The organism is Pseudoalteromonas sp. P80D2 (assembly GCF_036680945.1).
Classification (GTDB): Bacteria; Pseudomonadota; Gammaproteobacteria; order Enterobacterales; family Alteromonadaceae; genus Pseudoalteromonas; species Pseudoalteromonas shioyasakiensis.
The window spans coordinates 1-24,783 of record NZ_JAZDAR010000020.1; the positions used below are offsets into that span (position 1 = coordinate 1).

Sequence of the window (24,783 nt, forward strand, 5' to 3'; positions counted from 1 at the left end):
ATACATCCTTAATTTTTCGAGTCAACACTTAATTTCAAACTTTCTTTCGATTATTTGAAACCGAAGTTTCACTTAACTCTGTGTCACTTTGCTCAGCGTCTTTCGTTGCTGCCCGCCGTGTCAGTGGGGTCGCATTATAGGGAGATCCAAAAACAGATCAACACTTTTTTTCGATCTTTTTACTGTTCGCTCAAAAAGCGAACTAAATTTACCGAAAACAGCAAAAACGGTCGCTATTATGGCTGTTTTTTAAGCCAACATTCATAATTTAATGCAAATTTCATTGCTATGTTCATTTAACTCGTTAAGATAGCAAGTTCACAATGTTAAATTAATGTTTATTTCTTGTTTATTGGTAGATCAAAATGAAATTACCCGATCAAAAATCTTTTCTTTTCTCCGTTATTCTTGCTGTTTTAGGTTTTGTGGTTGTTAAGTTCGCACTTGCAAGCTTAGCTTTAGACCCAGCATTGCTATTTGGTGCAGGCTTATTAATTGGTGCTTTAGTTATTGCAGCACTTTCATCAGCGTCAAGTGAGGAGGCCGAAGTAAAAACAAAAACACTTTATGTTGGCAACCTACCTTATCGTGCTAATGAAGGTGTTGTTCGTGCTTTATTCGAAGAACAAGGCAAAGTTTTCAATGTACGTTTATTAAAAGATAAAAATACAGGTAAACGTCGTGGCTTTGGTTTTGTTGAAATGGCTGAAGCTGATGCAGATAAAGCAATCAATCAATTAAATGATAGCGAATTCCAACAACGTACTTTAAAAGTGCGTGAAGCAAAACAAAAACAAGAGAACGAAGCTAACAGCTTTCGTGAGGGATCTGATCAGTCAGCGTAATAAGCTCAACGCTTAATTGCGAATGACCAATAGGAGCCGTTGCATAATAGTGCAGCGGCTTTTTTTTATCTGTAGTAAGAGTAAAGCCTCGTAGAGCAATTAAACTTTCAACGCGCTTAGCAATCGCTTTGCCTGAGTCAATAAGGAAGATCTGTTGTTTATAGTAGTCACTAATCGCGCTGGCTAGTAATGGAAAGTGTGTACAGCCAAGTACCAATACATCTATATCTTCTGCTATCGCTAAATCACTCAATACATTCTCAAGCTTTGCTTTATTGATTTTCTGCGTATGAAATAGTGTTTCTGCAATTTCTACCAGCTCAGTTGAGCCATATAAGCTGACTTGTGTGTCTTGGCTATGAGTACTAATTAAGTTTGCAGTATAGCGACTCTTGATGGTTGATGGTGTTGCCAGTAAACCAATATGTTTGCTGTTACTTATAGCGCAAGCGGGTTTTATCGCAGGTACTACCCCGACAACTTCTATATTTGTGTGCTGGCGAATAGTTTCTAAGGCAGAGGTAGAGGCGGTATTACACGCAATAACTAGGATATCAACGTGTAAGTTTGCTGTTTCGATAAACTGTAGTAGCGCAAAAAGGCGGGCTATGATCGTTTGCTGACTTTGCTCGCCATAAGGCAATAAAGCATTGTCCATAAAATAACTATAATCAGCATCTGGGATCAATGCTTGGATCTGTTCAAGTACAGTTGTTCCACCTATACCAGAATCAAACACCATTATATGAACTGACAAACTGCTTACCTCGGATCATCAAAGGTCAGCAGTTTGCCATGCAGCTTGATAAAAAGAAAGAAAGGGCTAAGCCTCTTCTTCTGTTGCCGAGCGAAGCTTATTCATTTGCTCAAACATTGCTTTGGTATAATCCACCAGCTTACTGACTTCTTCTTTATCTTGGTTTAACCATTGTAAGATGCCAGCCAGTTCATTTTGCAAACCAATGTCACCCGCTTTATTAAACGCCTGTTTCAAGTCGTCATTAAATGGCGCTATTTTCTCAGCAACTTCTTTTTCGGGAGCAGGTTTATATTCTTCATACCCTTTGATAGCTGCTACTGTTTTGGTTTGTTTCAAATCCATGGTAAAGCCAACGAGTTGCTCGTTACCTAAGTTAAGCTCTTTAGCTTGTTCAAAGGCATCTTCTAATGAACCAGAGAAGAATGTTTCGCTAACACTCTGCAAGTCTTCCATCAATTCATTGATAGCTTGCTGCTCTTGCTCATTTAAATCACCATTGACCGACATCGAGAATGATAAATCACGTGATTGCGAAGACTCACTGACAAAGGCTTCGTTGTCGCCATTTTTGCTATAACTGCTTGCAGACTTACTTTCGTATGCATCAGCAAAGCTAATACTGACTTCATCACCTTCAGCGGTGGTGAAAGTGTACTCTGCGTTATTACTTAAACTGATGTATTGAGCTTGGCTTACTGAAACCGCATTAGGCTTAGGATTGAACAAGTCTTCTTCTAATTCATCAATACCTTTAAAAATACCTTCTTTAGACTTTTCGATACCCTCTTCGATGTCATCGTTAAGAATACCTGACTCTTTAAGCTCATCATACGCATCGTCGATGCCCATTTGCACACCTTTACGTGCATCACCTAGCATGCCTTTGAGTTTTTCATCATCAGCACCATCGGCTTTTGCTTTACGAAGTGCGCCGCCAACAAAGTCGAGTACGTTTTTCACGATCTCTTCAAAGTCGAACAAGGGTTTATCTTTTTTCTCTTCGGCTTTAGGTAAACCTAGTGCTTCAGCAAGTTTATCATCAAGAACTTTTGCCGCGAGCTCTCTGCCGCGTTGCTGATAACTATCTTGACGATTTTGAATGGTAGGCTGCTGCAGTGCCTGTTTACCATTGTATTTATTCACATTTGTATTAGGCATATAGCCTAGGTTGCCAATTTTCATGATCCGACTCCATGTTATGGTTAACTCATTATCGGCCAAAAACCACAAAACTTAAGTTTTTTGTATAAAAAAACGACACTAAAATAAATAACAAAACTAGACAAATCCTCAGCGCTCCCTACAATAGCGCCGTTATAAAGCTAAGAGATAAAAGGTAATCAGCCATGGCGGTTATAAAAATTGATACAACTCAATACGATGCACAATTGAGTGAGAAAGAGCAGCGCATCACCTCACAGTTTCGACGTTTTGGGGTCGAAAAATTAGAAGTGTTCGGCTCTGATCCTATTCATTACCGCCAACGTGCAGAGTTTCGTGTTTGGCATGAAGGTGAAGACCTGTTTCACATCATGTTTGATCAACAAACCAAAGAAAAGATCCGCGTAGATGAGTTTGACCCTGCCGCACCTTTAGTGGGTGAAGTGATGCAAGCGATGATCGAAAACTTAAAAGACAATGAAGTTCTGCGCCGTAAGCTGTTTCAAATCGATTACCTTTCAAGCTTAAGTGGCGAGATCCTTGTTAGCTTGTTGTATCACAAACAACTAGATGAGCAGTGGCTACAAGCAATTAAAGAGCTTAAAGCAAAACTGAGCACACTGTTTAAGATTGATTTTATTGGCCGTGCTCGTAAGCAAAAAGAAGTGATTGGTAATGACTATGTTATCGAGCGTTTAAACGTTAACGGTAAAGAGCTTATTTATCAACAAGTCGAAAATAGCTTTACGCAACCGAATGCGAAAGTAAACATCAAGATGCTAGAGTGGGCACAAGCCCTTTGCCAACCACTCAATAATGACTTACTGGAGTTATATTGTGGGAATGGTAACTTTTCGATTGCTCTTGCAGGTTCATTCGACCGTGTATTAGCCACTGAAATTTCAAAATCATCAGTTTACTCTGCGCAATACAATATCGCACAAAACAAGGTTGAGAACTTAGATATCATTCGTATGTCGAGTGAAGAGTTCACCCAAGCAATGAAAGGCGAACGTACTTTCTCTCGTTTAGATGGCATAGACCTGAAAAGCTATAACTGCCAAACAATCTTAGTAGATCCACCACGTGCAGGCATGGACACACTAACTTGTGACCTAGTTGCGAACTACGACAATATTATTTATATCTCGTGTAACCCAGATACCTTAGAGCGTGACCTTGATCACTTATGCAAAACCCATGAAGTAAAACGTTTTGCGATTTTTGACCAATTCCCTTACACCCACCACATCGAATCAGGTGTGTTTTTACAACGTAAATAAAATCAATCTGCCAGCGCAGCAAATAGCGCTGGCAACTGCTGCTCACTGAAGACTTCTATATTGTTGTCTTTTAACAGTTTTGCAGTTAACCCCATCCCTGAAATTTTCTTTCCTGAATGACTACCATCGTAAATAGTATTGCGACCACATGAAGGGCTTGATTCTTTTAACAGCGCATAGCGAATGCCCTGCTTTTTGCAAAGCTTAAGTGCTTGTTCTGCGCCATAAGCAAACTGTACTGTGACATCTTGTGCATCTTTGGTAAGTACTCTACCCGCTTTGATTTCTGCAGGCGGCCTTGGTGTAGGTAAGCCACCAGCTACTTCAGGGCAGAATGCAACGAGCCTTCCTTGCTGTTTAAGAGTTTCTAAACCAGGATGGAGTAAGTTTTGCGATTGCCCGTCATAACGAACAGGATTTCCTAACAAACAGCTTGAAACTAATAGTTTTTGCATTTGCTTTACCAACAAAAAAGCTCCGCGAACGGAGCTTTCTATTAAATTCAACTAACTAAGCTTATTTATCAGCTAGGTAGTTAATTAAGTCTGCCATGCTCTTCGCATCGCTAATACCTGAATCCGCACCTAGGATTACACGGTATTTACCATTAACAATAAAAGTTGGAACGCCTTTTAAAGCACCTTTTTGTTGGTAATATTCTTGATCGCGTTTCATCTTAGATGCCATAGTACGTACAGAGAAGCTATTGTAGTACTTATCAAAATCTTCAGCCGACACACCTTGTGAAACAAAGATGTCTTTCATATCTGCAAGTTCGTTAATACGAGCACGCTTACCGTGAATATGATTAAACACAGCGGCTACTAACGCGTCTTTCTGTGGTAACACATTAGCCGTCGCATAACCTTGCGCTAAGATAGTCTGAATTTCTGGGTCACGAGGACCTGAAAAATCAACATGACTCTTTTTGAATTTAACGCCATCTTTAAGAAGTGTTTTAAGCTCTTTCACTACTGGCTCGAAGTTATTACAGTGTGGGCAGTAGAATGAGAAGAACTCTTTTACTTCAGGCTTTTTAGAAGCGCGTGCATCAATCGTTTCATAATGCTTACCTTCTTCATATTGAGCAGCTGAGGCATTTGCCGCTAAACCTAGCGTGGCAGCCATTAATACAGCTTTTACTAACTTGATCATTACTTCTTACTCCAAAATTATTGTTTTAATAAAAATTCGACTAACTCATCAAGCATCTGCTGGCTCTTGATGGTGTTTAAATTGATTTTATATTTATCATTGACGATAAAAGTTGGTACACCAGTAAGGGCGCCCATATCTGAATATTTTTGCTGCTTATCTTGCATCGCTTTTTCAGCACTAATCACTGGCATGCTTGCAATTTCAGCGTCAAACACATCGTTGCTAATACCATTGGTCGCAAGTAATGCTTTCACGTCTTTTATATCTTTTAGTAAAGCGCGCTGTCTGTGGATGCTATTAAAGATTTGATCAGCAACTTGCTCACCTTTGCCATGTTGCTTAGCAATTAAGTAGGCATAGCTTAAGTTACTTTGCGTTTGCTTAGATACACCACCTAAAAAGTTAACATGGCTTTTTACAAATTCAGTCCCTTCAGGAAGACTTGCCGTTAATGCTTTTGCGACCGGTTCAAACTGAAAACAGTGTGGACAATAAAACGAAAAGAACTCGGTTACTTGAGGTGTTGCACTTTTCTCAACTTTTAATACTTCGTATTGATTGCCTGCTTCAAAATCAGCAGCAAGGGCCGCAAAAGGTAAACATAAAATGAGTAGACTTAACTTTAATTTTTTAAACATTGTTTTCTCGTCTTTCTTAACTTTAAAAATTTATGGTAATAATTTTAATGGTGCTTCCTGTAGCGCTGCAAGCTGTTCTTTTAGCGCTAGTATTTGCTGCTCCCAGTATTTGTCTTCAGCAAACCATGAAAAGTTCCGTGGGAACGCAGGATCATCCCACCTTTTTGCCAACCACCCCATGTAATGCACCATTCGCATTGCTCTAAGTGGTTCAATCAACTTTAATTGGCTGTGATCAAAGTCGCAAAATTCTTCATAAGCAGCCACTAAGGTGTCTAACTGTAACAGTTGGTTGTTACGATCGCCACTGAGCATCATCCAAAGATCTTGAATTGCAGGCCCTTGTCGGCTGTCATCTAAATCAACAAACATTAACGCGTCACCAGACCACAATATATTACCGGCATGGCAATCGCCGTGCAGGCGGATGGTTTCAACATTTTTATACTGCTCTGTGGTTTCTTTAATCACCAAATCTAAAATAGTATAAAAGGCGTTCTCTAATGCCATTGGCACCAAATTACTTGCTTGTAACTGAACTTTAGCTGTCTGAAGGTATTCTTCGCAGCTGATTACAGGCCTATGTTCAAATGGCTTTGCCTTAGCTACTTGGTGCATTCGCCCAATTAAGCGGCCAAGTACATCGAGTTGATCTAAATTATCAACTTCAAAAATGCGCCCGCCCACACTTGGGAATAACGTAAATAAATAACCATTATGCTCAAATAAGCTTTGCCCTTCGATAATTACAGGCGCAACAACCGGCACTTCAGCCTCGGCAAGCTCAAATGCAAACGCATGCTCTTCTAAGATTTGCGCCTTACTCCAGCGCTCTGGGCGGTAAAACTTAACAACATAACGATGGCCATCTTCTGCTTTAAATTGATAAACACGGTTCTCGTAGCTATTTAATGCCAGCAGCCCTGATTCAGCATAAACACCGATACTTTCAACTGCATCTAAAATTGAATCGGGTGTAAGGTCAACAAAACTAAATTTACTCATAATGTCTCATCATATAAAAAAAGCGGGAAAATCCCGCTTTTTATTCATTCGCTCAGTGTACTTAATTATCGCGCCTTAAAGAAGTTACTCGGCTGCGAAATCTGCACATCAGGCTCACCATCGACAGAAAGTACAAACTCAAACTTCGTCATGGGCTTTTTCAAATCATAAGGATCAACAACTAATGACAGTGGCACATTATAAGATTCACCAGAAGGTACTGTGAATGTTTGTTTGCCGATGTACTCAAAGTTATCGAGTCCTTCAACACGAATGTTAAAGGTTTGCTCATGTTGAGCTTTGTTAATTACTTTTAGTGTATAGGTGTTTTCGACTAAACCATTAAAGTCAACACGATATAGCTGATTACGGTCACGAATAATATCGAGTTCCATCGGTTTGCGCATCGCAATATTTGCTACTAGCGCCCCTGATAGCACGACTAAGATAACTAAATAGCCAATTAACTTAGGGCGCAGTGCATGTGTTTTGTTGTCTGGCGTTTCTAAGTTACGCTCTGTGGTGTAGGAAATTAGCCCGCGTGGGTAATTCATTTTATCCATCACCCCATCACACGCATCGATACATGCACCACAGTTAATACACTCGTATTGTAAGCCGTTACGAATATCGATCCCCGTTGGGCAGACCTGCACACATAAGTTACAGTCGATACAATCACCTAAGCCGAGCTCTTTTGGATCTTGCTTACGTGAACGAGGACCACGGCTTTCACCACGTGCTTCGTCATAGCTCACGGTAAAGGTATCTTTATCGAACATAGCTGACTGAAAGCGAGAATAAGGGCAAATGTGTAAGCACATAATCTCGCGCATCCAACCGGCATTACCATAGGTACACACAGCAAATACGGCTAGACAAATATACGAATACGCGGTTGCATCAAGGGTAAACAGATCAGGCAGTAGCTGACGGATTGGCGTAAAGTAACCTACAAAAGTAAATGCGGTATAAAGCGAGAATAACCACCAGCTGCCGTGTTTAGCACTTTTGCGCCAAAACTTATCAAAGTCCATTGGGCGTTGATCTAGCTTCTTACGCTGATTTGCACTACCTTCGAATTTTTCTTCAAACCAAATAAAAATGAAGGTCCAAACGGTTTGCGGGCATGTATAACCACACCAGACCCGACCATAAAAGGTCGTTACTAAGAACAACGCAAACGCTGCCAACATTAATATGAAGGCTAAGATAGTCAGATCTTGTGGCCAGAGCGTTAAACCAAAAATGTTAAACTTTTGCCCCACCAAATCAAACAACACAGCTTGTTGGCCGTTGAAGTTAATCCAAGGTAGTAGCATAAATGCAAGCATGCCGACAAAACCAATCCGTTGTCTCAACAGTTGGTGCAAACCTGTTACAGCTCGGACATAAATACGGTTACGTGGATTAAATCTATCATCGAGGGAAGCGTTTTCCGGTTTCTGGATTTTTACTTCCGTTGGGATATTTTTAACCTTAATCTGTTTATCCATTAAAATTCCTCAACGCCACTAGGAAATAATACTCAAACATATGTTTGCAGTAAGAGATTCTCTGTGCCAATAAGCAAATCAGAATACATCTCATTACGTTCAAAGATTTCTGAAACTTTAAATCTATAGAGCATTATACTCAATCTATAGAAAATTTCAGGGATTGATCGAAAATACGACGTTTTAATTATTTAAACTTATCTGCTTGCTTTTAAAACGACCATTTTATTAAACTTGCACCTATACCGTATTTATTTAGATCAAAGATTATTGTGCTATGAAAAAATTTCTTATTTTAGTGCTTATTATTTTAGCACTTTTCACGATTGATCATCCTTTGATCAAAGAGCCAAGAGAAAGGTTACTAGGTGAAGGCGTAAGCCTTATTTCTGATGCCAGTAAAGTCAACCGAAGTCCTGCGGCAAATATGGCTAAGAATAATATTAAGTCACAGCTGAATTTATCTAATTCAGAGCTTGAGTATATTGAAGAGACATTTACCACTGACGATAAACTACAAGTTTTTCACTTACACTACTGCCGTGAAAAAGATATTAACTTATATTTTTATGGCGAACGCTTAAACCGCGTATGCAGTATTGTCTCGAACGCACTTGAAGAAAGGCTAAACAAGTAATGGACTTTTCAGCTTTAAACAAAAAAACCAGCGACTCGTTTGCCAAACAACGCAATATGCTAAAAAAGCTGGGCAAAGGGCAAACCTTATACTGTGAAGTATGTAAAGGCGCCCTTACCTTAGATTTGAAGACTGATCAGCCAGGTAAAGGCGTTGTAAGCTGTGCCAAAGGTTGCACAGACATCCTATTAGAGCTGGGTTAGTTCCAGCCCTCATCATTATATAGCTGGCTATTTACAGCAACGACTTCAATTAGCTCAGCAAAGCCAGCGGCGAATTCATTCATAACTTCATACTGCTGCTGGCATAGTTGCCCTTCAGATAAACCATTATCAGTTGCAAGGGCTGCAATTTCACTCGTTTCAAGGGTAAAAAAGCCTAAGCTTTGTAGTGCACTAGCCAACGCCTCTTTAAGCTCATCAGCTAACTGTGGCGCGCTTAATAGCTTGTTAACGTAACCTTGTGCACCATGCATAAAACCTTGGCTCCAATGCTGACATTCTTGAATGTCTAAGTATTGCTGCCCTTGAGAGCTCAGCTGTAGGCTCACAGGTAATGCAAAACCCGTTTCGAATACTTGTTCGCTGATCTGTTGATATAAAGCCATAAATGCAAACAGCACTTGCTCGTCCATTTTCCCATCAGAGCCAGGTGCAACCTCTTCTAACCACTGATGAACATCAAGCGGCTCAGGAGCACAGATCACCGCAAATAAGTAGCCTTGGGTTTGCGACAAGCTAAGCGCATCTTGATGCTGCGCTAAAAACTGACTTAAAAGCTCACTTTGCTGCTTTGAAAACTCAGGTAATTGCATACTGTTCGATTAATCCAATTTAAAAGTTAAGCGGATAACGGCCTTCGTTATCAGGACGACCAAGAAACTTAGCTGCATCATGCACTTCTTTTGGCAAGCTTGCTTCAGGTTTAATATAACCAGCTACTTTAAAGTCTAGATTCGCTTTTAATACTGCATCAGCTTCAAGCCCTAAACGGTTTTCTGGGTCAACAAGCACTGCTACATCACCGGATTTACAGCTTAAACGACCGCTCAGAGGACCAATGCTAAACCAGTTGTTCATTCCTTTAACATCAATGCTAGGGCTCGCAATTTCGCCGCTTAGGCTTTCACAGTATGGCTCGCCTGAGCTGTACTCGTCTAAATCAACTATTACGCGGCCTTGTGCACTAATCGGTAAAGGGAGTTGTAAACGCTCCATGGCACGTTCAACCGTCAAGCGTAAAGTAGTCTTTTTCACAGTGATGGCTTGGTTAAAGAGGCCATATGTAAAATCACCATGGCCTGAAATACCCGCTTTATCACGAGGATCACCAAAGCGTACCGTACCCACTAATTTACCTGTGAACAGTGACCAGCCCGATAACTGCCAACGCACATTATTTAATTGCTCACCATCAAAACGTACCTGCATAATGCGGCCGTCCAATAGCGAGCCACTGGCTTTACCTAATTGTAATTGCTTTGGTAAATGTGGCTTAGCTAAATCAAGTGCAACGGCAGCGGGTGTTTTTACCAGCGTAAACACCAAAAAACACATCACAAACACTGTGATTAATAAAATAACTCTTTTCATCGTTTACTTCTCTAGTACCAAACGACTTACACGCACAAAGCCTGATTTGTCATCTTTACTTAAATCTAAATTCTCAATTAGCACGCCATGTGAATTAACCAGTTCATCTAACCATTCAACAAGGTTATTAAACTCAACAGAATCAATGGTTAAACGAAGTGAATTGTCATTTGGCTGCATTTTGCTAATGATAATTTGATAACGATTGCGGGTGCTATTAACGATTTGGCTTAAGCTACGGCTGCTCGTATTACGCGCGTTACCACTCGCTTTAAGTTTAATAATACTTTCATCAACCCACGCTAGCAGCTCTTGCTGTTTTATTGTGTCTTGCTCTGCTTTTTCGATAGCTGCGTTAAGTGGACGAAAGACCCCCATAACCAACACAAAAATAACAAACACACCACCTGCAACCATTACAAGTTGCTGCTCTTGTTCTTTTAACGAGCGCCAATAATTGATTATTTGGTTTTTCATGCCGCACCTCGTAACTTAATTTCACCAACGACAAAATCACCATCATTATTTAGCGAGCCTTGATCTACGGTTAAGCCACGCTGCTCTAAAATTGCTTTTACTTTACTAAATGACTGGAAATCTTTGCCGCGCGCACGAATACGTAATTCGTTACGACCTTGATCATAGCGAAGCGTTTCTGGTGTGAAATCTTTTACTTCACTAAAAATAGCAACCAGATCGTTAGTCAAATCTAAGAAGCCAGCTGTACTGCCACTTTCTATCAATGCAAGTTCGCTGCGAATTTGGCTACGAATAAGCTGAGGACGCACTTTTTTATTTGGAAAAGCACGCTGATAATTAGCAACCACTTCAGCTTTTGCGGCTTCAAGCTGGTTATTTAACTTATAAAGCTCAAGCGACTTAACACCTACACTGCAAACTAATGCAACACCTGCTGCAATAGCTGCTTTTTGCCAATAGCCCCACCAAATTGCTGATTTCTTCTTAAGCTGATAAACACCTTGGCGAAGGTTGAATTTCACCTCAGGTAACTGCTTAGCAAATAAGGCTAAAGGTAAATCGTATTGCTGCGTTTGAGCACTAAGGTTAACCGTATCAGGAAAAGCCGTTGCAGGGCTAAAGTGTGCAACATCAGGGTTACCTAATGCTGTTAAATAGCCAGCAAGCCAACTTGTCTCTACAGCGGCAATATGCCAGTTACCCTGCTTACATAGCCACTGACCATTAAGCTCAATAGCGCGTAACTGAGTGTTGTCATCGACATCAGGTAACAATAAAGCATCCGGCAGTATTTTATATACTTCGATGCCATGCTCATTAAACTCAGCCAGCCATTGCTCAAACCATTCACGATCGGTCATCGCGATGTTAATCGCGTGCTTCTCATCAATAAGTGTTGGCTCTGCAATCGCTATGAATAAGTCATCAACATCACAGGCTATTTCTTCTTCTAGCATGTAAGGAAGTGCTTGCTCTAACTTGCGGCTCCACTTGGTTGGCAATGCGACCGTTTTTAGTTGTACTTGATCACTTGGTAGTAGTACAACCACTTCCCGTGATTGTGCTCTCTCTGTTAGCTCACCAAGTTGTGTTGCATTGGCAATTTCGCCGCTAGCAATTATTTCTTGTTCTGTTGGTGAGTAAATTAGCCAGTTAAGGCTGTCTTTTAATGTTTGACCCGTACGGATCAACAATATCTCTGTCACTGTACGCCTCCAAATTTTCGCGCCAGTATCGTTACTGTACCATTAGTGGCATGGAGTAAGGTGGTCATCGAAAAACGCAGTTCTGCAAATTCAGCCTGCGTTTGTAGTTTAAAATATTCACTGTTGATACTGAATAAGTCTTCAACGGCTTTCACATTTTGTGCGCCTTGTTGATTAACCTCTTCAAAAAATGCCTCTAAATCATCATAACCATCTTGAGGACGTGATGATAATACCGCTTCAGCGCCTGAAAGACTTAAGCCATCAATAAGCGAGCTTAATATAATGGCACTTTCTACAGGTAGTGTATTAACGTTGATTTCTAATAACTCACTACCTGGAATAACACACACAAATGGTAAAATTTTCTCCATAACGAGTGGGTTAAAGCCTTTTACTAAACGAAGTTCTGACGTCGAAGCAAAATAGCTATTTGCCGTCATATATGGGTATTGTCGAGATAAGTACTCATCTTCTTCTGCACCTGAACGATAGGTAATGCTATCAGCGTCTAACCAATCAAACACGCTATCGGCCATGGCTTCTTCAGACTCATCGGTTGGCAAGTCTTCAATATTTTCTAATAATGCCAACAATGCCTTATGTGCTGGGTTCGTTTTATTATTTGGATCCGTTTGTTGATCTGGCTTTACATGCAATGCATTTAAATTCAAACATGCTTGTAAGTCTGTAATTGTGCCACTTAAGGTACCATTATCAACCGGGTAAGGGACTCCACCCTGCTGTGCCCAGACTTGCTCTAAATGCGTTTTATCAGGATCATCTTTTTTAGTTTGTTTTAGTGCTTTAATTGCCAGCTCTTCAGCTGCAAAGGCATACCATTTAGCCTGTTGATGGTTTTGAATATTACTGCTGCGCTGCACTTGCACCATTAAATTAGCACTCATCTCAACGGCTAACATAGCTGCTAGCGCCACAATAAATAGCACAATAACAAGCGCAGCACCTTTAGAACGTTTAATAGTAGTCATAGCTAACCACCCGTTCCGTTATTATTACCATTATTTGCTTGGGCAGTGACTTTGCCTTCACCTGGCACTAAAAACACTCGACGAATGGGTTCCTGTTCTATTTTTTGAATAGTGACTGCCACCGCTTTTGGCAGTGCTTTAATTTGCCACTGTTCTTGCCATTCGTCTTTATCATCTAAAAATTCAAATTTAAGGTCTTCAATGTCTTCTAAAATGACTTGTGAACGCGGTTCCATGTTATCTAGTTGATCAACATACACCCGATACACTCGCTCAAGCTTGTCATCGATAACGCGGTAACCAACCGCTTGCAGTTCAGAGCGCGGCAGTAGATTAATTGGGTTGACCCAACCATCACGAACAAAGCCAATGCCATCGTATTGGCTATCAAGAACATAACGACCAGCTAACACATACGTTTCTTGAAAATCACCGGCTTCGTTTCGAACCTGACGCTTAGTCATTTGACTAAAATCTTGGTCCATCAAACGAAATAAGGTTTGAAAGCCATTTAACTCAGCAATTGTCTCGTCTGAGGCTTCTTTTGCTTTGGTTGTCGAATCCAGTATTTGATGGGTCGATAACACCACAAAGGCTAAGATGCCCATGGCGACAATCACTTCAAGTAAGGTAAAACCGCGTTGCTTCACTACTTATCACCTTTATTCAAATAAGTAGAAAGCTCATAAACTGGGTATTCAAGCTTTTCATCGGCAAACACGTTAATGGTGACCTTTACAAAGGTTTTATCAGCAGTAGGAACCACGTCCTGACGCCAATACCATTCAAAACCAGCGAGCGTTTCAGTACCTTTAACGCCATTTTTGCCTGTCCATTTATCGCCTTTGGCGCGTTGCTCAACCATTACATTCTCAGCAACCCAAGAAGCATAAGTTTGTTCTTCAATCGACGAAAGATGATTAATATGCTCACCAGTTGCCTGCATTGCGGCAATACCGGCCATTGCACAAATAGCCAGTGCAACCATCACTTCAAGTAAGGTAAAACCTGCTGACTTATTCATTATTCAGGCTCCATACGAAACTTTACCGGGGCCATAAATTCGCCTTCGATAAAATATTGCGGTTCACGCTCTTCTTTAAGCTCGTAAACCAATTGAAACGCACTGACTTCGCCAGAAGATAAAATAAGTACCTGCGGTATTTTGAGCTTTTGTAGCTCAAGTAGGCTGTCTTCGTCACCACCGCTCATTAATTCACGCCAGTTTGACTGCTCTAATAAGTTATCTTGTGCCCAGGCTAAATCATCAAGGTTAAGAGTGAGCTTAAAGCGTTCATCAACCTTAATTGGGGCAAACAATTTTTCACGGTCAAACGTAACCCACTTATCACCGTCAAAAACTAAAAATTCAAATGTATCTTGGTCAAGATGAAAACCCAGCTCAACCTGATTTAAAATCGCAAACTCAGACGCCATATTAATCGTAGTATGTAATCTGAGCGCTTGTTTTTCGAGTTCTTCTTCAGCACCACCATCAAAACTGTAGGCAACCATTTTGGTGACAAAACCAATCACCACGAGCACCATTAATATTTCGATGAGGCTAAACCCTTTCGCGTGCTTAGCACGGCCAGCCAAACGCAAACGACCAAGGCTTACCATAATAGTAAGCCTTGATGTGTATAAGCTTTGTTCAGTTGGCTGAATTTAGGCATTATTACTTTTCTTCATCCCAGTTACCGATGTCATCATCAGTACCAGCTTCACCATCAGGACCCATTGAAAAGATATCAATTTTACCGATTTCTCCTGGGCTGATTAGTTGGTAAGGGTTACCCCATGGATCTTCTGGTAATTTCTCAAGGAAACCACCATCAGGAAAACGCTTTGGAATTGGCTCAATGCTTGTTTTATTTACTAGCGCTTCTAAGCCTTGCTCTGTGGTTGGATACGCTTTGTTTTTAAGCTTGTATAGACTTAACGCATCTTCAATTTGTTGAATATCTAAGTGTGCTTTATCGATTGCAGCTTCTTCTTGCTGACCCATGATATTTGGCGCCACAATTGACATGATCATACCGATGATAACCAGTACTACCATGACTTCTAGTAATGAGAAACCTGACTGTTTGTTCACAAAAATACCTCTAACTTTCTTCAAAAATTTATTATAGAGCGGCAGTGTTAGCTGCTAATTGCTCTAGTGTTCCCTAATTTAAAGACCTACAGCCTTATTCATTGCCATAATCGGCTGTAGTATTGCCATAACAATAAACAATACAATTACCGCCATTGAAGCAATCATCGCGGGCTCTAATAGTTTCAGAGACACGTTTACCATGCTCTCAAACTCACGATCTTGGTTATTTGCAGCACGCTCAAGCATTTGCTCAAGTTCACCTGATTTTTCACCACTGGCTATCATGTGTAGCATCATAGGTGGGAAAAGTTTGGTTTGCTGAAGTGAAGCACGAAGACTCGCCCCTTCACTCACACGTGTTGCAGCATCTTGCACTGACTTTTTCATTTTTTCGTTAACCAGTACACCACCTGAAATACGCATCCCTTCAAGTAGCGGCACTGAGCTTGACGATAAAATACTTAAAGTTCGAGCAAAACGCGCCGTATTAACACCGCGTGCTACCTTACCAATACCCGGTAAATAAAGCACTTTTTCGTCATACCAGTAACGAATATGCGGCTGCTTAAGCGCTTGCTTAATAGCCACTGCTAACACGGTTATAATGACTAAACTTATAAACCAGTAATTTTGTACAAAATTACTCGCAGCCATTACCCATTCGGTGGTCCAGGGTAATACTTGTTTTGATTTTTCGAAGGTCTTCAAGATTTTTGGTACCACAGTACCTAACAATACAGAGACAATGGCAATAGCAAATACCACAAGTATGGTTGGATAAACCATCGCCTGTGTGATTTGACTACGCATATGCTGACGTTGTTCCGTGTAATCAGCTAAACGATTTAAAACTTGGTCAAGGTGACCTGATTTTTCACCGGCTGCCACCATGGCGCGATACAAATCATCAAATACATGCGGAAACTCACTCATGCCATCTGCTAAGGTATAACCTTCAACAACCTTTGAGCGCACGGCCATTAGCATGCGCTTTAAACGCGGCTTTTCACACTGCTCAGCCACCGCCATGACAGCCCCTTCAACAGGTAATGCTGACTGGATTAAAGTTGCGAGCTGGCGAGTGATTAATGCTAAATCTGAAGTCGAAATTTTTGGTTTAAAGAAGCTACCAAATAGAGAGCCCTTTGCCCCAGTCGCTTGCTTTTCACCTTCTGCAGCAGCAACGACTTCTAAAGGCATTAAACCTTGATCGCGCAAGGTTTGGCGGATTTGCTTTACCGTATCAGCTTCAAGAATGCCTTTTTTCTCTTTACCTCTGCCATCGAGGGCTCGGTATTCAAATGCTGCCATAATTAACCTTCCTCACGTGTTACACGCAGGACTTCTTCTAAGGTAGTGCGACCTGCAAGTACGCGATTACAGCCATCTTGGCGAATACTTGGGCTATGTTTGCGAATGTATTTTTCAACACTTTGTTCGCCTTTACCGCTGTGGATCATTTCGCGAATTGTTTCATCAACAACCAGCAATTCATGAATACCAGTACGACCGCGATAACCATTAAAGTTACACTCTTCACAACCAACTGCACGATAAATTGTTGGCGGCTCAGCAGGATTAACACCTAATAACTGGCACTCACGCTCATCAGCAATGTGACCTTCTTTACAGCTATTGCATAAAGTACGTACAAGACGTTGTGACAATACACCGAGTAACGATGATGACAGTAAGAAAGGCTCCACGCCCATGTCTTCCATACGCGTGATAGCACCAGCAGCTGTATTAGTATGCAGTGTCGACATAACCAAGTGACCGGTTAATGACGCTTGCACACCAATTTGTGCCGTTTCAAGGTCACGGATTTCACCCACCATTACGACGTCAGGGTCTTGACGAAGGATGGCACGTAAGCCTCGGGCAAAGGTCATATCTACCTTGGTATTAACCTGAGTTTGACCAATACCTGGGATCTCGTACTCGATTGGATCTTCAACAGTAAGAATATTGCGGTCTCGTGAGTTGATTTGGCTCATCCCCGCATACAAGGTGGTACTTTTACCAGAACCCGTAGGGCCAGTTACTAAGATAATACCGTGCGGCTTACTGATTAAATCAGCAAACAATTCACGGTTACGCTCAGTCATACCTAAATCTTCAAGGTTCAGACGCGCGTTGTTTTTATCAAGTAGACGCAATACAACACGCTCACCAAAGCTTGATGGCATTGTCGATACACGCACATCAACAGCACGACCAGCAATACGTAAACTAATACGACCATCTTGCGGAATACGTTTTTCAGCAATATCTAGCTTTGCCATAACCTTAATACGCGACACCAGCAGTGAAGCGAGTTTACGGTTCGGCTTTAACACTTCTTTTAATACGCCATCAACCCTAAAGCGAATTACCAGCTCTTGCTCAAAGGTTTCGATATGAATATCTGAAGCACCTTCTTTGATTGCTTCGCTGAGCATTGCGTTGATCAGTTTGATGATTGGTGCATCGTCATCACCAGCAAGAAGATCTTCAGTTTGCGGTAATTCATCTGCAAGCGAGAATAAATCAACCTCGTTGCCGATATCTTCCATCATTTGCTGTGTTTCAGAACTATCACGCTGATAAGAAGCCTCAAGCAACAGCTCAAATTTGTCATCAGGTAATTGTTCTAGCGAAAAACCATGACCCGCAATGCGGCGTACTTCAAGTAAAGCATCAACATCTAACTCACCGCGGTAATACACAGTCCAGTTATCCTGATCTTTACTCAATAATACGCCTGTACGACGCGCGTACGAGAATGGCAAACGCTTGGTTGGCAAGCTAACAAGATCATCACTTGTTAGCAGCTCATCATGACTTGCCGGCGCTTCTGACGCTAACTCATCATTGATTTCTGTAATTGCATTAGTCATCGTTGCGCTCATTCGCGTTTTGTTGTTTTAGGTACTCTTCGTACGTTGGCGGTAATATCAAAGCATCATTCCATTCAGGAAGAATTGGTGCATCCGTCAACGGCATTAAATCAATACCATCTTCTTTTTGTTTGTGTTGTTCGCCACGAATAAAGTTATATTTCGAGTGGCTCAATTTATTCATGCTGATGCCATCGCGAACAATGGTAGGACGAATAAAGACAATCAGGTTACGCTTGCGCTTACTCGTGCTGGTTGAGCGGAATAAATGACCAAGTACCGGAATATCACCTAATAATGGTACTTTAGAAACACTTTCTTGCACGTCTTCATCAATCAAGCCGCCAAGTACAACCATGCCGCCATCATCAGCCATAACCGTAGTTTTAATAGCACGTTTGTTTACTGAAATATCAACCGCAGTCGCACCACTTACACTTGAAACCTCTTGTTCAATCGTTAATTGAACTGCTGAGCCATCATTGATCTGTGGTGTTACTTTCAGTTTCACACCCACTTCTTGACGTTCAACTGTTTGGAATGGGTTAGCGTTATTTGAGCCTGTTTGCGAACCTGTGATAATAGGTACTTCTTGACCAACAATCATTGATGCTTCTTCGTTATCCATGGTCGTTACAGACGGCGTAGCAAGAATATTAGAGTTAGTGTCCGTTGAAACAGCTTGGATAATTGCACCCCAGTCATTTTTAACAATACCCATTGCTAGACCATTAATACCACCAAGTAGTGAAGCAAGTGCTGTTAAGTCACCTTCTTGTGTTTCAGAGGTACTTGTCACAGTGCCAGTTTCAGTACCGACTACCGTGCCTTCAATCGTTTTATCACGCGCTTGTTCAGCAGCAACAGCTAACGAACCAACAGGTACTGTGGTGCCATTGTTGAACTGCATCATGCCGCCTTGCTCTGAAATCCACTGTAAGCCTAAGTTGATACCATCGGCTTCTAACACCTCAACGATAATAGCTTCAACTAAAACCTGAGCACGACGAACATCAAGACGTTCAATAACTTGCTCAAGCGAACGCATGGTGTCAGGCTGTGCAGTGATTACGAGTGAGTTTGAATCTGGGTGTGCTTCAATGCTTGTTTCGTTTTGATTACGTGAGCGAGTTTTTGTTGCACCGCCTTGCGCGTCTTCTGCTAATGTCTTGCTTACGCCCTGCAATACTTTTACAAGGTCTTCTGCTTTGGCGTAATTAAGATAGATAACCTTAGTATTACCTTGGTTTTCTAGCTCACCATCTAAACGGCTAATCAATTCAACAGCACGTGTACGCGCTTGTGCTTCACCACTGACAATCACACTGTTAGTACGACCATCAGCAACAACTTTAGGGATTAAAAACTCAGGAACACTCCCTTTGCCACCATCTTTGTAAATATTCTCAACAACCGACACTACATCGTCAGCGGTAGCAAATTTAAGTTTTACGATATCAACGCGCTTATCACCGGCTTGGTCAACCGAACGAATGATTTCAACTAAACGGTTAACTGACGCGGCATGACCGGTCAACATCATCACGTTTGCTGCATTGAAGTTAGCAACGTGGCCGCCATCTTTTTGATCACTAAATTGACGAACTAGCGGGCCAAGCTCTTGTACGCTTACATTTTTAACACGTACAACACGTGTCACCATCATATCGCCACTGGCTTGGTTATCTTCAGTGATCAGCGGTACGTTCGACTTTTTAGCGTCAGAACTTTTTTCAATTTTGATAATACCGTTATCCATCTCTACAGCTGAATAACCATAAACCTCAAGTACATTTAAAAAGAACTGGTAATAAAGCTTCTCGTCCATTAGCTCGTAACTGCGCACATTGACTTTGCCGCGCACATTCGGGTCAATAATGACGGTTTTATTTAGATTTTTACCAACGATATTAATAAATTCATTAATATCAGTGCCTTTAAAATTAGCCGCATACTCAACAGCAGATACTGAAAGCGATAATCCTGTTAATAAAAAAAGCGCTGCATATTTAGCTAACCCTTTTTTGATTTTTGTGAGGTGTAGCGCGTGAACCATTCTATAAAAACTCCAAAGCTAGTTATTGCAGGCTAAATTGCACATCAATTTGCTCACCATCGCGTTCGATAGTGATACTTGCGTCAGTACTATTTCGTAATTCGTTTATTGCTGACATTGCCTGTTTCAAATCATTTAATTGATAGCCATTAATCGCAATAGCTAAATCATTATTCATTAGTCCCATCTGCTTGAATAGAGCAGGATCTTTACCTGGGCTTAAGCGATAACCCACTAACTCGCCATCAACCATCGCTTGAGAGACGCGAATGTAGTCAAATAGTTTACCGGGATCGTCTAATACTTCTTCACGCGTTTCGATAAGCGCTTCTTTTACATCTTCATCTTCAGTCGCATTTATTTCATTATTTTCGACAAGCTGAGGGCCTGCGGTTAATTCTGACTCTTTGCGCTCCGCCAATACAGGCATAGAGACTTTTTTAGTAAAGTCGAGGCCATCCAGCATTAAGGTTTCAAAGCGGCCGCTTACATCTAAAATTACTCGGTCAGGTAATACTTGAGCAAGCTTGGCACGAGTGCCTTTAATTGCATCATCGACAACATAGGTTTCTTGCTTGCCTTGAGATTCAATAATAGCAAGACCCGCTTGATCATTTTGGCTGACCGCAACAATACCAGTTAGGTTAATACTTAGACGTGTTTCAGGGGCGTTGTTAATGACTTGATTTTGTTTCGCGGCAGGTTTCTTAGTTTCGACAACAACTTTGCCGAATAGATTTTGTTCAATAATTTGGCGAGAGCTGACTGTCTCAACTCGTTTAGCCATGCTGTTAACACCGGTTACTGGCAGTGCTCTTGTATCGGGTTCTGGCCACACAAGCCAAAACAGCTTAGATGACAAAAAAGCAATGTAAACAAGAACTAACAGCACTACAAATGCACTTAGCTTGGCATGAGGTAAGCCGTTTAAAAACTGTTTAACTTGTTGTAAGTGTTGATCCATAAACTCTATTTCTTATTTTAATTTACTGCTTGATAGCTGGCCTATAGTACCTTTTCATTTTTCATTCAACAAGCGCACGTATATTAAACTTTGTAAACAAGGTAATTTCGACAAACAGGGGCTGCAAGGAATAACTATGACTATTTCTTTGTGATTAAGTTTCATGGTAAATTTTGCCTATATATAAGCAGCTTTAAAAGAGCACAATTGTGTCAAAAGGTAACACTCAAAAGTCGCAAGACAAACAAGACGAATTAAGCGTGCGCCTTGATAAATGGTTATGGGCTGCCCGCTTTTATAAAACCCGCTCAATAGCACGAGACATGGTGCAAGGCGGCAAAGTACATTATAATGGACAACGTACCAAGCCCAGCAAAATTGTCGAAGTAGGTGCAGTGGTAAAACTGCTACAAGGGGTCGACGAAAAGGTTGTGACAATCGAAAAGATCCTTGAAAAACGTCAAGGTGCCCCCATTGCACAAACCTTATATCAAGAAACTCAAGCTAGTATTGAGAAACGCGAAGCAAATGCTATCGCCCGAAAGAACAACAGCTTCTTTGCTCCACATCCTGATCGTAAACCAGATAAGAAGCAAAGACGTGAACTGTTAAAAATGAAATCAAGTTAGGTAATGCAACTCATGCAACAAGATTTACTTCATCGTTATATATTTGATCAGCTCGATGTACGTGGCGAACTCGTACAAATTGAAAACACTTATCAAGAGATGATCGCAAACCATAATTACCCAGCACCTGTGCAAACCTTATTAGGTGAACTACTTGTTGCTACCTGCTTATTAACAGCTACTTTAAAGTTTGAAGGCGAAATTGCCGTTCAACTACAAGGCGACGGCCCTGTTAAATATGCGGTAATTAATGGTGACGATAAACAAAACATGCGAGGCATCGCACGTCTACAAGGTGAAGTAACCGGTAGCTCAATAAAAGACTTAATTGGTAATGGCTATATGGTTATTACAATTACGCCAACTAAAGGTGAGCGATACCAAGGTATTGTACCGTTAGAGCACGATAGCTTAGATAAATGCCTTGAAAACTATTTTGAGCAATCGGAACAGTTAAAAACACGTCTTTGGTTTGCGACTGAAGTAACAGCAGACACAGCCAAAGCTGCTGGCTTATTCTTGCAAGTATTACCTGTAAATAAAGACAAGTCAGTTGAAGACTTCACTCATCTTGAAGCGATCAGTAACACGATTAAAGATGAAGAGTTGCTAGGTTTAGATGCCAATACTGTGCTGACTCGACTTTACCATGAAGATAATCCTCAGTTATTCGAACCACAGTCTATTAGCTTCCGTTGTGGCTGTAGCAGAGACAAAACAATTGCTGCATTAGTAAATGTAGGTCAAGACGAATTACTTGCCGATGTGCAAGCAAATGGTGAAGTAAAAATTAGCTGTCATTATTGCTTAAAAGATTACATCTTTAACGAGCAAGATATTAAAGCCATATTTAATTAATACACCATAATAAATATTATTATATTAAAAGCCGCCATCAGTGCGGCTTTTTTATTAAAAAAAATATCAAAACTAATGATACCGGTGTCATGAAAAAGCGCCATTTTATGACACCGGTATCATTGAAATTATTCATGTTTTTTGCCAAATATATGCCTTTTTAAGCCCTTCAGACACTCGAATATCCCTAATCCTTCTGTTACTATTATTTTAGCAAAAGGGAAAACTAAGAACCCCAGAGCTATCCCGTTCAATCTCTCACAATTTAGGTATAAACATGACTGCAAACGCTACTAGTTTTGTTGATCTTACAGCAGCTGAACTTGTCGAACACGCTATTCGTCGTGGCGAAGGGACTCTAGCCGCTAATGGTGCTTTTGTTGCTAAAACCGGTGTGCGCACTGGCCGCTCTCCAAAAGATCGTTTTATTGTTCAAGAGCCAAGCACTGAAAACGAAATCCAATGGGGCAACGTAAACCGCCCATTCGATGCAGACAAGTTTGATGCGTTATGGGCCCGTGTAGAAGAGCACGTGAAAAGCAACGACCACTTCATCTCTCACCTAGAAGTTGGCGCTGATCCTGAGCACTATTTACCAGTTGTAGTTACAACAGAAACTGCATGGCATCATATTTTTGCCAAAAACATGTTTATCGAACCTCAAACATACAATACTGCTGATTTCCCTGAGTGGCAGGTAATGAATGTACCTTCATTTGTATGTGACCCAGAGCGTGATGGCACTAACAGTGACGGCACTGTAATCATTAACTTCGCACAACGTAAAGTACTACTAGCTGGTATGCGCTACGCAGGCGAAATGAAGAAATCAATGTTCTCTGTACAAAACTTCCTACTTCCTGCAAAAGGTGTATTACCAATGCACTGCTCTGCAAACGTAGGTGAAGCAGGCGATACTGCGTTATTCTTCGGTCTATCTGGTACAGGTAAAACAACATTATCTGCAGATCCTACTCGTTTCCTTATTGGTGATGACGAGCACGGTTGGGCACCTGGTAGCGTATTTAATATCGAAGGTGGTTGTTACGCTAAATGTATCGACCTTTCACAAAAGAACGAACCAGTTATTTGGAATGCAATTCGCTTCGGTACAATCTTAGAAAACGTGGTACTTGACGAAAATCGTGTACCAGATTTCCATGATACAAGCCTGACACAAAATAGCCGCGCAGCTTACCCGCTTGAGCACGTTGAAAAACGTAAAGTAGAAAACCGTGCTGGCGAGCCAAAAGCCGTTGTGTTCTTAACATGTGACGTAAGTGGTGTATTACCACCAGTTTCAGTACTAACTGAAGAAGCTGCTGCATACCACTTCTTAAGCGGTTACACTGCGAAAGTAGGTTCAACTGAAATCGGTTCAACAAGCGACATCGAGTCTACGTTCTCAACATGTTTCGGTGCTCCGTTCTTCCCACGTCCTGCTGGCGTTTATGCAGAGCTTCTAATGAAGCGTGTACGTGAATTCGGCGCTAAAGTATACCTAGTTAACACAGGTTGGACAGGTGGCCCTTACGGTACTGGTCAACGCTTCGATATCCCGACTACACGTGCTGTAGTTGATGCAATCGTATCAGGTAAACTGGCAGATGTTGAAACTCAACACATCGACGTTCTAAACCTAGATGTACCAGTTGCAGTTCCAGGTGTAGACAGCCAACTTCTTAACCCAATCAACACATGGGAAGATAAAGAGAAGTACGCAGAATACGCAAACAAGCTAGCTTCTGACTTCACTGAAAACTTCGCTAAATACGATGTTTCAGAAGCAATCAAATCAGCAGGTCCAAAAGCTTAATATCAAGCTTACCCTCAGATTAAAAAACGCCAGCTATATGCTGGCGTTTTTGTTTTTGGGGGATGAGTTTGAGTTACGAGTTGCGAGAGTAAAGTTAGCGAGGGGAAAGTTTGAAGGTCTGGCGTAGGTTGGGTAGAGCGAAGTGAAACCCAACACATCACAGGGCTATCAGCTTTCAGCCGTCAGCGATCAGCCGCGCGGTGTGGGTGATTGTTGCTGCGTCTTCCT

The 24,783-nt window shown here is 41.3% G+C and carries 27 protein-coding genes; 7 read left to right on the forward strand and 20 right to left on the reverse strand.

What is annotated here, in order from left to right; genetic code table 11:
• The first annotated feature begins 365 nt into the window (after window positions 1-365).
• Entirely contained in the window at window positions 366-845 is a 480-nt protein-coding gene (locus tag VRK28_RS02465; RefSeq protein WP_054564068.1) for an RNA recognition motif domain-containing protein, read from the forward strand.
• Here the strand turns inward: VRK28_RS02465 and murI are convergent.
• Complete coding sequence (gene murI / locus VRK28_RS02470) at window positions 808-1,602, reverse strand: glutamate racemase (protein WP_062564363.1); 795 nt, start codon at window positions 1,600-1,602, stop codon at window positions 808-810. The genes VRK28_RS02465 and murI overlap by 38 nt on opposite strands.
• A 66-nt stretch (window positions 1,603-1,668) precedes the next feature.
• Complete coding sequence (locus tag VRK28_RS02475) at window positions 1,669-2,787, reverse strand: DUF5610 domain-containing protein (RefSeq protein ID WP_054554859.1); 1,119 nt, start codon at window positions 2,785-2,787, stop codon at window positions 1,669-1,671.
• A 164-nt stretch (window positions 2,788-2,951) separates the two neighbouring features.
• On the opposite strand from VRK28_RS02475, the gene trmA reads away from it, so the two are divergent.
• Entirely contained in the window at window positions 2,952-4,049 is a 1,098-nt protein-coding gene (trmA, locus tag VRK28_RS02480; RefSeq protein ID WP_062564364.1) for a tRNA (uridine(54)-C5)-methyltransferase TrmA, read from the forward strand.
• 2 nt (window positions 4,050-4,051) lie between these two features.
• On the opposite strand, the gene VRK28_RS02485 is transcribed toward trmA, so the two are convergent.
• The 5 genes from VRK28_RS02485 to ccoG all read right to left on the reverse strand — a co-directional run bounded on the left by VRK28_RS02485 (window position 4,052) and on the right by ccoG (window position 8,346).
• Window positions 4,052-4,504, reverse strand: a complete 453-nt coding sequence (locus tag VRK28_RS02485) for a DUF523 domain-containing protein (protein WP_062564365.1) — start codon at window positions 4,502-4,504, stop codon at window positions 4,052-4,054.
• Window positions 4,505-4,565: 61 nt separating this feature from the next.
• Window positions 4,566-5,204, reverse strand: a complete 639-nt coding sequence (locus tag VRK28_RS02490) for a thiol:disulfide interchange protein DsbA/DsbL (RefSeq protein ID WP_054554856.1) — start codon at window positions 5,202-5,204, stop codon at window positions 4,566-4,568.
• A 17-nt stretch (window positions 5,205-5,221) separates the two neighbouring features.
• A complete protein-coding gene (locus tag VRK28_RS02495) occupies window positions 5,222-5,845 on the reverse strand; it encodes a thiol:disulfide interchange protein DsbA/DsbL (RefSeq protein ID WP_054564065.1) in 624 nt (207 codons plus the stop codon).
• A 30-nt stretch (window positions 5,846-5,875) separates the two neighbouring features.
• Window positions 5,876-6,850 (reverse strand): serine/threonine protein kinase, encoded by a 975-nt coding sequence (locus tag VRK28_RS02500; RefSeq protein WP_054564064.1) that lies wholly within the window; start codon window positions 6,848-6,850, stop codon window positions 5,876-5,878.
• Window positions 6,851-6,915: 65 nt separating this feature from the next.
• Window positions 6,916-8,346, reverse strand: a complete 1,431-nt coding sequence (gene ccoG / locus VRK28_RS02505) for a cytochrome c oxidase accessory protein CcoG (RefSeq protein ID WP_062564366.1) — start codon at window positions 8,344-8,346, stop codon at window positions 6,916-6,918.
• 277 nt (window positions 8,347-8,623) lie between these two features.
• On the opposite strand from ccoG, the gene VRK28_RS02510 reads away from it, so the two are divergent.
• Together VRK28_RS02510 and VRK28_RS02515 are read left to right on the forward strand one after the other, a co-directional pair.
• Window positions 8,624-8,983, forward strand: coding sequence for a hypothetical protein (locus VRK28_RS02510; RefSeq protein WP_054564062.1), 360 nt, complete (start codon window positions 8,624-8,626; stop codon window positions 8,981-8,983).
• A complete protein-coding gene (locus VRK28_RS02515) occupies window positions 8,983-9,186 on the forward strand; it encodes a hypothetical protein (protein ID WP_062564367.1) in 204 nt (67 codons plus the stop codon). Before VRK28_RS02510 ends, VRK28_RS02515 begins: the two co-directional genes overlap by 1 nt.
• On the opposite strand, the gene VRK28_RS02520 is transcribed toward VRK28_RS02515, so the two are convergent.
• The 13 genes from VRK28_RS02520 to gspC all read right to left on the reverse strand — a co-directional run bounded on the left by VRK28_RS02520 (window position 9,183) and on the right by gspC (window position 21,252).
• Window positions 9,183-9,797, reverse strand: a complete 615-nt coding sequence (locus VRK28_RS02520; RefSeq protein WP_054564060.1) for a YecA/YgfB family protein — start codon at window positions 9,795-9,797, stop codon at window positions 9,183-9,185. The two genes, VRK28_RS02515 and VRK28_RS02520, sit on opposite strands and share 4 nt — an antisense overlap.
• A 19-nt stretch (window positions 9,798-9,816) precedes the next feature.
• Complete coding sequence (locus VRK28_RS02525; RefSeq protein ID WP_062564368.1) at window positions 9,817-10,575, reverse strand: type II secretion system protein N; 759 nt, start codon at window positions 10,573-10,575, stop codon at window positions 9,817-9,819.
• Between the two features lie 3 nt (window positions 10,576-10,578).
• A complete protein-coding gene (gspM, locus tag VRK28_RS02530) occupies window positions 10,579-11,052 on the reverse strand; it encodes a type II secretion system protein GspM (protein WP_062564369.1) in 474 nt (157 codons plus the stop codon).
• Window positions 11,049-12,260, reverse strand: coding sequence for a type II secretion system protein GspL (gene gspL / locus VRK28_RS02535; protein WP_055022237.1), 1,212 nt, complete (start codon window positions 12,258-12,260; stop codon window positions 11,049-11,051). Before gspL ends, gspM begins: the two co-directional genes overlap by 4 nt.
• Window positions 12,257-13,252 (reverse strand): type II secretion system minor pseudopilin GspK, encoded by a 996-nt coding sequence (gene gspK, locus VRK28_RS02540; RefSeq protein ID WP_062564370.1) that lies wholly within the window; start codon window positions 13,250-13,252, stop codon window positions 12,257-12,259. Before gspK ends, gspL begins: the two co-directional genes overlap by 4 nt.
• A 2-nt stretch (window positions 13,253-13,254) precedes the next feature.
• Window positions 13,255-13,902, reverse strand: a complete 648-nt coding sequence (gspJ, locus tag VRK28_RS02545; RefSeq protein WP_062564371.1) for a type II secretion system minor pseudopilin GspJ — start codon at window positions 13,900-13,902, stop codon at window positions 13,255-13,257.
• Window positions 13,902-14,276: a type II secretion system minor pseudopilin GspI gene (gene gspI / locus VRK28_RS02550; RefSeq protein WP_054564054.1), complete on the reverse strand. Its 375-nt coding sequence runs from the start codon at window positions 14,274-14,276 to the stop codon at window positions 13,902-13,904. Before gspI ends, gspJ begins: the two co-directional genes overlap by 1 nt.
• Complete coding sequence (locus VRK28_RS02555) at window positions 14,276-14,875, reverse strand: prepilin-type N-terminal cleavage/methylation domain-containing protein (protein ID WP_054564053.1); 600 nt, start codon at window positions 14,873-14,875, stop codon at window positions 14,276-14,278. Before VRK28_RS02555 ends, gspI begins: the two co-directional genes overlap by 1 nt.
• A gap of 55 nt (window positions 14,876-14,930) precedes the next feature.
• Window positions 14,931-15,350, reverse strand: a complete 420-nt coding sequence (gene gspG, locus VRK28_RS02560) for a type II secretion system major pseudopilin GspG (protein WP_054554843.1) — start codon at window positions 15,348-15,350, stop codon at window positions 14,931-14,933.
• 78 nt (window positions 15,351-15,428) lie between these two features.
• Complete coding sequence (gene gspF / locus VRK28_RS02565; RefSeq protein WP_062564372.1) at window positions 15,429-16,664, reverse strand: type II secretion system inner membrane protein GspF; 1,236 nt, start codon at window positions 16,662-16,664, stop codon at window positions 15,429-15,431.
• A gap of 2 nt (window positions 16,665-16,666) precedes the next feature.
• Complete coding sequence (gene gspE, locus VRK28_RS02570; protein WP_054564050.1) at window positions 16,667-18,232, reverse strand: type II secretion system ATPase GspE; 1,566 nt, start codon at window positions 18,230-18,232, stop codon at window positions 16,667-16,669.
• The gene (gspD, locus tag VRK28_RS02575) at window positions 18,225-20,288 is read right to left on the reverse strand and encodes a type II secretion system secretin GspD (protein ID WP_054564049.1); all 2,064 of its coding nucleotides are present in this window, start codon (window positions 20,286-20,288) and stop codon (window positions 18,225-18,227) included. Before gspD ends, gspE begins: the two co-directional genes overlap by 8 nt.
• Window positions 20,289-20,310: 22 nt before the next feature.
• Window positions 20,311-21,252 (reverse strand): type II secretion system protein GspC, encoded by a 942-nt coding sequence (gspC, locus tag VRK28_RS02580; RefSeq protein WP_062564373.1) that lies wholly within the window; start codon window positions 21,250-21,252, stop codon window positions 20,311-20,313.
• 206 nt (window positions 21,253-21,458) lie between these two features.
• Between gspC and hslR the strand changes: the two genes are divergently transcribed.
• From hslR to VRK28_RS02595, 3 genes are all read left to right on the forward strand, one after another.
• On the forward strand, window positions 21,459-21,881 hold the full coding sequence (hslR, locus tag VRK28_RS02585) for a ribosome-associated heat shock protein Hsp15 (protein WP_370316790.1): 423 nt from the start codon (window positions 21,459-21,461) through the stop codon (window positions 21,879-21,881).
• A gap of 12 nt (window positions 21,882-21,893) precedes the next feature.
• Complete coding sequence (gene hslO, locus VRK28_RS02590; RefSeq protein WP_058584593.1) at window positions 21,894-22,739, forward strand: Hsp33 family molecular chaperone HslO; 846 nt, start codon at window positions 21,894-21,896, stop codon at window positions 22,737-22,739.
• Window positions 22,740-23,016: 277 nt separating this feature from the next.
• The gene (locus VRK28_RS02595) at window positions 23,017-24,555 is read left to right on the forward strand and encodes a phosphoenolpyruvate carboxykinase (RefSeq protein WP_055199452.1); all 1,539 of its coding nucleotides are present in this window, start codon (window positions 23,017-23,019) and stop codon (window positions 24,553-24,555) included.
• Window positions 24,556-24,783 lie beyond the last annotated feature (228 nt).

Coding starts and splice junctions, on each gene's coding strand:
- VRK28_RS02500 (WP_054564064.1), bottom strand. CDS start 6,850: ATGAGTAAATTTAGTTTTGTTGACCTTACACCCGATTCAATTTTAGAT.
- VRK28_RS02485 (WP_062564365.1), bottom strand. CDS start 4,504: ATGCAAAAACTATTAGTTTCAAGCTGTTTGTTAGGAAATCCTGTTCGT.
- hslO (WP_058584593.1), top strand. CDS start 21,894: ATGCAACAAGATTTACTTCATCGTTATATATTTGATCAGCTCGATGTA.
- VRK28_RS02465 (WP_054564068.1), top strand. CDS start 366: ATGAAATTACCCGATCAAAAATCTTTTCTTTTCTCCGTTATTCTTGCT.
- gspK (WP_062564370.1), bottom strand. CDS start 13,252: ATGACTACTATTAAACGTTCTAAAGGTGCTGCGCTTGTTATTGTGCTA.
- gspC (WP_062564373.1), bottom strand. CDS start 21,252: ATGGATCAACACTTACAACAAGTTAAACAGTTTTTAAACGGCTTACCT.
- VRK28_RS02555 (WP_054564053.1), bottom strand. CDS start 14,875: ATGGTAAGCCTTGGTCGTTTGCGTTTGGCTGGCCGTGCTAAGCACGCG.
- gspE (WP_054564050.1), bottom strand. CDS start 18,232: ATGACTAATGCAATTACAGAAATCAATGATGAGTTAGCGTCAGAAGCG.
- VRK28_RS02515 (WP_062564367.1), top strand. CDS start 8,983: ATGGACTTTTCAGCTTTAAACAAAAAAACCAGCGACTCGTTTGCCAAA.
- gspF (WP_062564372.1), bottom strand. CDS start 16,664: ATGGCAGCATTTGAATACCGAGCCCTCGATGGCAGAGGTAAAGAGAAA.
- VRK28_RS02525 (WP_062564368.1), bottom strand. CDS start 10,575: ATGAAAAGAGTTATTTTATTAATCACAGTGTTTGTGATGTGTTTTTTG.
- ccoG (WP_062564366.1), bottom strand. CDS start 8,346: ATGGATAAACAGATTAAGGTTAAAAATATCCCAACGGAAGTAAAAATC.
- VRK28_RS02495 (WP_054564065.1), bottom strand. CDS start 5,845: ATGTTTAAAAAATTAAAGTTAAGTCTACTCATTTTATGTTTACCTTTT.
- VRK28_RS02490 (WP_054554856.1), bottom strand. CDS start 5,204: ATGATCAAGTTAGTAAAAGCTGTATTAATGGCTGCCACGCTAGGTTTA.
- VRK28_RS02510 (WP_054564062.1), top strand. CDS start 8,624: ATGAAAAAATTTCTTATTTTAGTGCTTATTATTTTAGCACTTTTCACG.
- trmA (WP_062564364.1), top strand. CDS start 2,952: ATGGCGGTTATAAAAATTGATACAACTCAATACGATGCACAATTGAGT.
- gspD (WP_054564049.1), bottom strand. CDS start 20,288: ATGGTTCACGCGCTACACCTCACAAAAATCAAAAAAGGGTTAGCTAAA.
- VRK28_RS02520 (WP_054564060.1), bottom strand. CDS start 9,797: ATGCAATTACCTGAGTTTTCAAAGCAGCAAAGTGAGCTTTTAAGTCAG.
- VRK28_RS02595 (WP_055199452.1), top strand. CDS start 23,017: ATGACTGCAAACGCTACTAGTTTTGTTGATCTTACAGCAGCTGAACTT.
- gspI (WP_054564054.1), bottom strand. CDS start 14,276: ATGAATAAGTCAGCAGGTTTTACCTTACTTGAAGTGATGGTTGCACTG.
- VRK28_RS02475 (WP_054554859.1), bottom strand. CDS start 2,787: ATGAAAATTGGCAACCTAGGCTATATGCCTAATACAAATGTGAATAAA.
- gspM (WP_062564369.1), bottom strand. CDS start 11,052: ATGAAAAACCAAATAATCAATTATTGGCGCTCGTTAAAAGAACAAGAG.